Source organism: Trichocoleus sp. DQ-U1 (assembly GCF_039961925.1).
Lineage (GTDB): Bacteria > Cyanobacteriota > Cyanobacteriia > Cyanobacteriales > FACHB-T130 > FACHB-T130.
This window is the reverse complement of the sequence record NZ_JAMPKB010000129.1, coordinates 1-9,574: the sequence shown is the minus strand read 5'-3', so window position 1 is coordinate 9,574 and position 9,574 is coordinate 1. Positions and strand designations below refer to the sequence as shown.

The following is a 9,574-nucleotide window of genomic DNA, read 5'->3' as shown; positions in this document are numbered from 1 at the left end:
TTGATGATGTCTACTTTCTTTATAAATTCTTTTGAGAATCCTTTGAGTTTCTCGGCTTAAATCTCTAATAAATCTCATAAGTCTCTTGTTTTCTTGACTTTTGTTTTAGCTTATTCTACTTTTTATTATGTGTAATTTATTTTACATAAGCACTTATTCCAATTCAGCCAAGGCATTGCGCGACATTATTAGTGAGGAATTGAGTAAATTACCAGGCGCAAAAGAGTGGAAATTAGGAAAATAAAGTAAATTTGTTTCGGCTAGGATGCAGTAATTACACTGCTACTATTAAGAAACAAGTCTTCCCACTCGTACCAAAATGCGATTGCGCCGCCCTCACTAACCTTTGTTCCTGTTTCTCTTCCTCCGCGTCCTCTGCGTCCTCTGCGGTTCGTTTCCAACTTAAACAGTGAATTCGTGAATTCCCCCCATTCAATCTCTCTCGAAGTTCAAGAAACAGGCAGTCGCATTGACCGCTATCTTTCCCAACAACTACCAGATTTATCCCGTTCGCGCATCCAGAGACTAATTGAAGACGGCAACGTGCTACTGAACGGCACCGTCTGCACGTCCAAGAAAGCAACCATGCAAATGGGCGATCGCCTATCTTTAACGATTCCAGAAGTGCGATCGCTAGACCTGCAACCAGAAGAAATCCCTTTAGATGTTCTTTATGAAGATGATTGCCTAATTATCATCAACAAACCGGCGGGTTTAGTCGTTCATCCAGCCGCAGGACACGAAGCAGGCACTCTCGTCAACGCTCTTTTAGCCCACTGTCCTCTCGCGGAAATTGGCGGGGTGCAACGTCCGGGAATTGTCCATCGTCTTGACAAGGATACGACAGGGGCAATGGTTGTTGCCAAAACCGACCAAGCCCACCAACACCTGCAAGCTCAACTAAAAGCTAAAACCGCACGTCGGGAATATCTGGGCGTCGTCTACGGTTCTCCCCGCGCTGAGGGCGGCACGATTGACCAGCCTATCGGTCGTCATTCGGGCGATCGCAAAAAAATGGCTGTCGTACCTGTAGAGAAGGGGGGACGAGCGGCGATGACTCACTGGCGGGTGCAGGAACGCCTGGGAAACCACACGTTGATGCTTTTCCAACTCGAAACAGGTCGCACCCACCAAATTCGCGTTCACAGTGCCTACATCGGTTATCCAATTGTGGGAGATCCCGTTTACAGTTCTGGTCACTCTGTCGGCGTCAATCTTCCCGGTCAAGCGCTCCATGCTTGGCGGCTCCGGTTGCAGCATCCAGTAACCGGGGAGTTGATAGAAGCGATCGCACCCCTACCCTCAGCATTTGTAAAGCTTCTCGATGTGCTGCGAAGACGAATTGCTGCCACTAATCCACAATCGATAGACCGATAAGGCTTTATATTTTTACATAAAACTACATAATTACATTTAGCTCCAAAAAACACCTAACCCTTGCCGAGAAACTTTTTAAACAAATATTAAGAAACTATAAAGACAAAAACCTTGGTTTTTTTGAGTATAAATACTTGGAGAATTGTAACGAAGTATGTGGGAAATAAAATCCAAGACCCCTGGAAGAGTAAGGTTTTGAGCTTTTATTCATGGCTCTTGAGATTGCTTAATAAATCTTAAAAAACAAAGCTGCGAAGGCGTTGTATAAAAATAACCGGAGGGATCAATAACAGACAAAAGTTAAACAAGACACGGATTTATCAAGGTTGCAAATCTCTCATAAAAGCACGGACTTTTCTCATATTTCTGTGAAAACCAGTTTGTTGCAGGTAAAGTAACAGAAGGGATGGGAGAGCGACTTAAAAAGCGTGTTGGACTTATGTCTGGGCTTGACCAATCCAAGAGCTGATTCAATAGATTGAAGTAGCTCTGCTTGACAAATATCGACGTTTTAAAAAACCACACTCATCCAAATCAGTAGTAGGAGATTGAGTTCATGTTAGATGCATTCGCCAAGGTTGTTTCTCAGGCTGATGCCCGCGGTGAATTCTTGAGCACCGAGCAGCTCGATGCCCTGACCAATGTTGTCAAGGATGGCAGCAAGCGTTTGGATACCGTTAACCGCATCACCAGCAATGCTTCCAGCATTGTTGCCAACGCCGCTCGTGCTTTGTTTGAAGAGCAGCCTCAACTGATTCAACCAGGTGGAAACGCATACACCAACCGTCGTATGGCAGCTTGCCTCCGCGACATGGAAATCATCCTGCGCTACGTTACCTATGCCACAATTGCTGGTGATTCTAGCGTGTTGGACGATCGCTGCTTGAACGGTCTACGCGAAACCTACCAAGCTCTAGGCGTTCCTGGTGGTTCTGTTGCTGCTGGCGTCCAAAAGATGAAAGAAGCTGCGGTCAAAATCGCTAATGACCCCAATGGCATCACCAAGGGCGACTGTAGCCAACTGATGTCTGAAGTAGCTAGCTACTTCGATCGTGCCTCATCTGCTGTTGCTTAAGAACAACTAGCAAGCTTGCTGTTGGATAGACGCGAACATTCGCGTTGTTTAGTCGAAAACTTTGCAAACACTTTTAGGGAGATACCTCAACAATGAAGACCCCGATTACTGAAGCCATCGGCGCAGCCGATACCCAAGGTCGTTTCTTAGGCAACACCGAACTGACTGCTGTTAACGGTCGCTTTGAGCGTGCCGCTGCCAGCATGGAAGCTGCCCGTGCATTGACCCAAAAGGCTCAGCAACTGATTGATGGTGCTGCTCAAGCCGTGTACCAAAAGTTCCCATACACCACCCAGATGCAGGGGCCTCAGTATGCTTCTGACTCTCGTGGTAAATCCAAGTGTGCCCGTGACATCGGTCACTATCTGCGGATGGTTACCTACTGTCTAGTTGCTGGTGGTACAGGTCCAATGGACGAGTACCTGATTGCCGGTTTGGATGAAATCAACCGCACATTCGAGCTGTCCAACAGCTGGTACGTAGAAGCCCTCAAGAACATCAAGGCCAATCATGGTCTGACTGGTCAAGCTGCTAACGAAGCCAACACCTACATCGACTACGCCATTAACGCCCTGAGCTAGTATTCAGGTGCGGTGCCCGGAAGAATCAGCGAGTGTTGGCGTGCTTGCTAGCAGTTGCTAATTTTTCCGGGCATTGTTTTTCTCAATTTGAGTATAAAAATCTTAAAAAGTTGTTGCGTTGGGAGAGCAAGAATGGCCGGTTTAGTGGCGTCGAATTTAGCAGCAGCAGGCCGCCTAGGTCTTTCTGCATTTGATGAAACACGGGTGGAACTGCGGCCTGACTGGACAGAGGACGATCTGCAAGCGGTAATCCGCGCGGTTTACCGTCAGGTACTAGGCAACGATTACATCATGAAGTCGGAACGCCTAACCTATGCTGAATCGCAGCTTCGGCAAGGAAATATAACGGTAAGAGATTTTGTCCGCGCGATCGCTAAGTCAGATCTATACAAAAACAAGTTTTTCTTTCGCAATTCCAATACCCGCTTGATCGAACTCAACTACAAGCATTTGCTAGGGCGGGCACCTTACGCAGAGGATGAGATAAACTCCCACCTCAATATCTATGAGGAACAGGGGTACGACGCAGAAATCGATTCCTACATCGACAGCGTTGAGTATGAAGCCAACTTCGGAAACAACGTTGTCCCTTATTATCGTGGATTTATGGTAGAGCCGGGAGTGAGAACGACCGGCTTTACTCGTATGTTCCGCCTGTATCGGGGTTATGCGAATAGCGATCGCTCCCAAGTTGGAGGAAAAACTCCCCGACTGATGGGCGAATTGAGCCGAAATGAGGCTTCTACAATTTTCCAACCCTCTGGCAGTTCTTCGTCCTGGAGATCGGCAGCGATTCCTCAAGATGCAGCCCCCAGAAAAGCCCTCGGCGGTACTAAGGAACAAAGCGGACGGGTTTATCGCATTGAAGTGTCTGGAATTCTCAGCCCAGGCTACCCGAAAGTCCGTCGCAGTAGCAACGCCTTCCTAGTGCCCTACGAGCAGCTGTCCCAAAAACTACAGCAAATTACGAAACAGGGCGGCAAAATTGTCAGCGTTACACCCGCTTAAGGTGAGCAGATTCTAAGTGTCATCGCACTTAGTCTTTTTTGAATGAGTCTTTTTTGACAATGGTGATGACACCAACTATCAAGTTTCATGTCATCACCCCCTCAACTGTTTTCAACCCAATTACAGGAGCTATTTCAACGATGTTTGGACAAACTGCACTTGGGAGCGGTACTTTGGGTGACGCTGCCAATCGGGTATTTCGCTACGAAGTCGAAGGTTTACGTCAGACTTACGAATCTGACAAACTCAGCTATCCCATTCGCCGTAGTGGCAGTTTCTATATCACAGTGCCCTACAGCCGCATGAATGAAGAAATGCAGCGGATTAACCGCATGGGTGGCAGAATCGTTAACATTCAGCCTTTAACTCTGGATGGAGACAGCGAAGCTAAAAGCCAAGCGACAACAGCCCATCAAAATCATGACGCTGAAGGCAAGCGATAAGCCGATTCAGCTTACCCAGAAAGCCCATTCAGCCATGTTCGTAAAAGCCAAGTCATTGCACTCCTACGATGCGATCGCCTAATCCCGATCGATATTCTGAATCAGACTCACCGTCCGGAAATTCACCGGGTAGCGAACCGCTAACGGTGGAGCAGGCAATTGCCAATCTCCGCCATGAAGATTTAAGTCTCCGCTACTATGCTGCCTGGTGGCTGGGTAAATTCCGCGTGCGCGAGTCTGCTGCTGTAGAAGCTCTGATTACAGCTTTGGAGGATGAATCGGATCGGACAGAGCTAGGTGGATACCCCCTCCGTCGCAATGCCGCACGAGCGCTAGGGAAACTAAGCGATCGCCGAGCCGTTCCAGGGCTGATTCGTTGTTTGCGCTGCTCCGACTTCTATGTTCGAGAAGCCGCAGCTCAGTCTTTGGGAATGCTGGGCGATCGCACCTGCATTCCGGAACTGATGCAACTGCTAGAAGGGGGTGTGGCAGCCGCTCTGCCAGTACCAGGGCGACCCCATCTGACACAACCCTATGAAGCAGTGCTGGAAGCCTTAGGAGCACTTCAAGCGGCGGAAGCAACTGCTCAGATTCAACCGTTTCTGGAGCATCCTGTCGCGCGGGTGCAATATGCAGCAGCGCGGGCAATGTACCAGTTAACGGAAGATTCCGTTTATGGGGAACGCTTGGTTCAAGCATTGGAAGGCAGCGATCTGCAACTGCGCCGCATCGTATTATCAGACTTGGGTGCGATTGGTTATCTGCCAGCAGCGGAAGCGATCGCCAGTGCTGCCACCGAAAATAGCTTCAAACTCATTGCCCTCAAAGGGCTGCTGGAACACGTACAGGCGCGAGCGATCGCGTCTTTACACCCAGATGAACCGAATTCGCTATCTGCTGACGCCATCAGGGTGATGACCCTGATGGATGCTTTGTTATAGTCAATTGTCGTTTTCTAATGGCTAATCGCAAGTAGCAAATGGCAATTAACAACTAGCAATCAGTAAGTAGCTAGACATAACTTAAACAGCACGTAGCCTATAGGTAGGGTGGGCACTGCCCACCCATTGCACGGCACGGGTGGCAGTGCCCACCCTACTGCTTCGTTTATTTATGCTCAGCTACTTAACAAATGGCAATTGACAATTCGCAATTCGCCATTGACCACCGAGCGCCGATGATGGACTAATGACTGATTCGCCCCAAGAACTGATTCGTGCCATTGAACAGGCAGATTCCCCCGGACGTTTGGTGGCATCAGTCCGAGCCTTAGCTGCCGCCCGTCTAGAAGTTGGGATTCCTACCCTGATCGCCGTCTTAGGTTATAACAACCCAGGAGCGGCAGTAGCAGCAGTAGAAGGGCTGATTCAGTTAGGGGAAATCGCTGTACAACCCTTGCTGGAAAAACTGGACGCCTATGACTACGGTGCCAGGGCTTATGCGATTCGTGCCCTAGCCGGAATCGCCGACCCCCGCGCTTTAGACATCTTAGTAGAGGCAGCAGTCACCGACTTCGCGCCCAGCGTTCGCCGCGCTGCTGCGAAAGGGCTGGGAAACCTCCGGTGGAACACGTTGAATGCCCAACAGATTCAAAGCGCGATCGCTAGGGCATTGGAAACCCTGCTGCTCATTTCTCAAGACCAGGACTGGGCGATTCGCTACGCCGCTGTCGTCGGCTTGCAAGCACTCTCCACTCAGTTGGAAGTCCGCCCGTCCATCCAAAAGCGATTAGCGGAAATGGCTTTAGATAATGACCCAGCAGTTCGTGCCAGAGTTCAGCTGGCTCACCAGTCATTAGTGATGAGTCCTTAGCAAAGGCCCATTCGTCTTTTATTCATGGACTCATCACTAACAGGTAACAACTAACAACTAACAACAAAAAATATGCCAATTCCACTTCTTGAAATTACACCAACCACGCAGAATCAGCGTGTAGAAGGGTACGAAGTACCTGATGAGGACGACGCACAGATTTATCGATTGACAGATGCAACCTCAGACACGGCAATTAATGACTTGATCTGGGCTGCCTACCGGCAAATCATCAGCGAACATTTAATTTTAGAAAGCTACCGCCAACCTTTTCTAGAATCTCAACTGCGGAATCGAGCCATATCCGTGCGCGAGTTTATTCGAGGATTGGGCAAGTCCGATGTTTATCGGCAGTTGGTGGCAGACACGAACTCCAACTACCGCTTAGTTGACATCACTTTCAAGCGGTTTCTGGGACGCGCTACCTATGGCAAAGACGAGCAAATTGCTTGGTCAATTGTAATTGCTTCCAAGGGATTGCATGGCTTTATCGATGCCGTTGTTGATAGCGAAGAATACCGCCAGAACTTCGGCGATGAGATTGTACCTTATCAGCGCCGCCGGTTTAACGAGCGACCCTTTAACTTGGTCAACCCCCGGTACAGTGATTACTGGCACGGTCGCATGATGGGTCTAGATACTCGGAGTTACTTCCAAGTGGGGGGTCAAAACGCCGCGGGTAAAACCTCGGTTCGTCAAGCAATTCCAAACAACTTCTTGGAAATGGCTCGGAGTATTGCCCCTAGCGAAGTCAACTACCAGCGCACCAGAGATCGGGTACTCTCTCAAATTAAAAACATGGAGATTCCCGACACGAGGAGCAAAGCTGCCAACTTGCAACCTGCTGTAGGTCGCACCGACGTAGCCCTTCCTTACCGCTACCTTTATCCAACGCCCAAAGCCTAAAGGCTAATGGCTAATTGTTCATGGTTCATGGCAATTAGCAATCCAACAAGATAGGAACTAACAATTTACCTATGTCCATCCCTTTGCTTTCATACAAACCCAGTTCGCAGAACCAGCGAGTATCGGGTTACGAAGTGCCAAACGAAGATACTCCCCGGAGTTATCGCCTTGAAAACTGCATTGACAATAGCGATCTCGAAGAATTAATCTGGGCAGCCTACCGTCAGGTTTTCAGCGAACACGAAATCCTCAATTCTTTTCGTCAAGTTGACCTAGAATCTCAAGTGAAGAACCGCGCCATTACTGTGCGCGACTTCATCCGAGGTTTGGCGAAGACTGAGGGATTTTACCGCTTGGTTGTTGAGAAAAACTCCAACTATCGAGTCGTCGAAGTTTGCCTCAAACGGATCTTGGGCAGGGCACCCTACAACAAAGACGAAGAAATCGCCTGGTCAATTAAGATTGCCACTAAGGGACTGAGCGGCTTCATTGATGCCCTAGTCGATAGTGAGGAGTATCAGTCTAACTTTGGCGACAGTACGGTGCCTTATCAGCGTCGTCGCTACAAAGATCGACCCTTTAACTTGGTGACGCCTAGCTACGCCGATTACTGGCGCGATAAGGAAGAAAGTGCACGCTACAAATGGGGCAATGTGCAAAACTTCTTGGATATGGCACGGGCAATCAACCCGAAAGCTGTCACCAATACTGTTACCGTTAACACGGCTAACATCAAAATTCCCGACATGACACGGGATAATACAGCGCAAGAGACACGAGTCTCGATTAACTCGCAAGTAAGTTTTCCTCTCCGGTAGCACGGGGATTCCATCGACCAGAGGATACCCCGATGCTGGAAAATAGGAAGTCTCAACCACTTTATAAGGGAGATTTTTAAATGGCACTGCCATTACTTGAATACAAACCAACCACCCAAAACCAACGAGTTAAGAGCTTTGGAAAAGCGGATCTTAACGAAGATACCCCATACATCTATCGCGTGGAAGATGCCAATTCACCGATAGAAATGGAGCAGCTGATTTGGGCGGCTTATCGCCAAGTCTTCAGCGAGCATGAAATCCTCAGATTCAACCGTCAGATTACCCTAGAATCTCAGCTGAAAAATGCGACGATTACAGTAAGGGAATTTATTGCTGGTCTGGCGAAGTCAGAGGCATTTTACCGTGTGGTTGTCTCGGTCAATAACAACTATCGCCTTGTAAACATTTGTCTCAAGCGTTTTTTAGGTCGGGAGCCTTACAACAAAGCCGAAGAAATCGCTTGGTCGATTAAAATTGCCACTTTGGGCTTCAGCGGTTTTGTTGATGCCTTGGTGAACAGCGAAGAATATACCGACAACTTTGGGGACTTCACCGTACCCTACCAGCGCAAGCGGATGGAACAGCGTCCTTTTAACCTGGTGACGCCTCGCTATGGCGAAGACTTCCGCGAAAGTGCTGGCACAGTCAAGACCGATTGGCGCTTCACTGTGGAGAAGTTCTACAGCCGCAAGAACCAAGAACGGCAACTTCCCGAAGGCGATCCCCGCCGGTTCCGCGAGGTTGCGGCGTCGCTCAGTACCAAGCGCAACTACCCACAACGGGTCTCTGCGTTTGACATTGACTACCTCAGCCGAGTGCCCGTGCGTGGCAACCGCTAAGGGATAAAGTGCTAGTTTCCTAGACTGCTTGCACTTCTGATAAAACTAAACTGTGGCTCTGATTCCTGCTCTCAATACAGCTAGATAATGTCCTATAAAGACATCTAGTCGTTAGAGTGAGCGGTCATCAGAGCCACAAACTTTTTGGGTGCATACGGCATAGGCGATCGCCTACTCACACCTCATCTGGATTAATCCCCATTGAGCGCAATCTCTCTGCTAATTGCTCTGCTCTAGCTTGAGCCGATTCTTTCTGTTATTGCTGGTTGCTAAGGCGCACTATCTCTCGCACTTCTACTAAAATTTGCCCCAACATATTCTTGCCACTGCCATCAGCACCACAGCCCCAATAATAATCACCGGGTGCATTTTCAACAATTAACTCATCGCCTGTAGAAAGTAATTCTTCGCGGATATCGGCATGAGTTTCAAATTTGCGTAGCACGGCTTTTCGCATAATGTCATCTTTTACCTGTTCCCAATCGGGACGCAGGGGCCGCGATCGCTCTCGTCCCATTCTCGCCGCATCCTTCGGTGTCTTTACCTGGCGAATTTGGTCAGCGTGAGGCGTTCCAACAAACTTTTGCGCTTGAAAATAATAGACCTCCTGCATGAATCAGGAGGCATGTGCCAGTTCGTAGTTCAGCAAGCCAGCAATTAGGTTTAAGCGCAAACCAAATCTCTGCCTGCGATTGCGATAACGTCCTGAAAA

The 9,574-nt window shown here is 48.8% G+C and carries 11 protein-coding genes and 1 pseudogene; 10 read left to right on the top strand and 2 right to left on the bottom strand.

Features of this window, described 5'->3' with window-relative positions; genetic code table 11:
• Positions 1 to 417: 417 nt before the first annotated feature.
• From NDI34_RS26785 to NDI34_RS26740, 10 genes are all read left to right on the top strand, one after another.
• Positions 418 to 1,377 (top strand): RluA family pseudouridine synthase, encoded by a 960-nt coding sequence (locus NDI34_RS26785; protein ID WP_348234346.1) that lies wholly within the window; start codon positions 418 to 420, stop codon positions 1,375 to 1,377.
• Between the two features lie 556 nt (positions 1,378 to 1,933).
• A complete protein-coding gene (locus NDI34_RS26780; RefSeq protein WP_190411798.1) occupies positions 1,934 to 2,452 on the top strand; it encodes a phycocyanin subunit beta in 519 nt (172 codons plus the stop codon).
• Positions 2,453 to 2,544: 92 nt separating this feature from the next.
• Entirely contained in the window at positions 2,545 to 3,033 is a 489-nt protein-coding gene (cpcA, locus tag NDI34_RS26775; protein ID WP_190411797.1) for a phycocyanin subunit alpha, read from the top strand.
• Positions 3,034 to 3,165: 132 nt separating this feature from the next.
• Complete coding sequence (locus tag NDI34_RS26770) at positions 3,166 to 4,041, top strand: phycobilisome linker polypeptide (protein ID WP_190411796.1); 876 nt, start codon at positions 3,166 to 3,168, stop codon at positions 4,039 to 4,041.
• A 65-nt stretch (positions 4,042 to 4,106) separates the two neighbouring features.
• Complete coding sequence (locus NDI34_RS26765) at positions 4,107 to 4,484, top strand: phycobilisome linker polypeptide (protein WP_242030379.1); 378 nt, start codon at positions 4,107 to 4,109, stop codon at positions 4,482 to 4,484.
• A gap of 68 nt (positions 4,485 to 4,552) precedes the next feature.
• Positions 4,553 to 5,425 carry a HEAT repeat domain-containing protein gene (locus NDI34_RS26760; protein ID WP_190434011.1) on the top strand — a complete coding sequence of 291 codons (873 nt, stop codon included), beginning with the start codon at positions 4,553 to 4,555 and terminating at the stop codon, positions 5,423 to 5,425.
• Between the two features lie 247 nt (positions 5,426 to 5,672).
• Positions 5,673 to 6,296, top strand: a complete 624-nt coding sequence (locus tag NDI34_RS26755) for a HEAT repeat domain-containing protein (RefSeq protein ID WP_190536804.1) — start codon at positions 5,673 to 5,675, stop codon at positions 6,294 to 6,296.
• A 72-nt stretch (positions 6,297 to 6,368) separates the two neighbouring features.
• Entirely contained in the window at positions 6,369 to 7,202 is an 834-nt protein-coding gene (locus NDI34_RS26750) for a phycobilisome rod-core linker polypeptide (RefSeq protein WP_348234345.1), read from the top strand.
• A gap of 71 nt (positions 7,203 to 7,273) precedes the next feature.
• Positions 7,274 to 8,020: a phycobilisome rod-core linker polypeptide gene (locus NDI34_RS26745; protein ID WP_190411792.1), complete on the top strand. Its 747-nt coding sequence runs from the start codon at positions 7,274 to 7,276 to the stop codon at positions 8,018 to 8,020.
• Between the two features lie 80 nt (positions 8,021 to 8,100).
• A complete protein-coding gene (locus tag NDI34_RS26740) occupies positions 8,101 to 8,862 on the top strand; it encodes a phycobilisome rod-core linker polypeptide (protein ID WP_190411791.1) in 762 nt (253 codons plus the stop codon).
• Positions 8,863 to 9,118: 256 nt separating this feature from the next.
• Here NDI34_RS26740 and NDI34_RS26735 read toward each other — a convergent pair whose 3' ends face one another.
• Together NDI34_RS26735 and NDI34_RS26730 are read right to left on the bottom strand one after the other, a co-directional pair.
• On the bottom strand, positions 9,119 to 9,475 hold the full coding sequence (locus tag NDI34_RS26735) for an NADAR family protein (protein WP_190986801.1): 357 nt from the start codon (positions 9,473 to 9,475) through the stop codon (positions 9,119 to 9,121).
• A 3-nt stretch (positions 9,476 to 9,478) separates the two neighbouring features.
• A pseudogene (locus NDI34_RS26730) lies at positions 9,479 to 9,574 on the bottom strand (IS5/IS1182 family transposase); the annotation flags it as partial.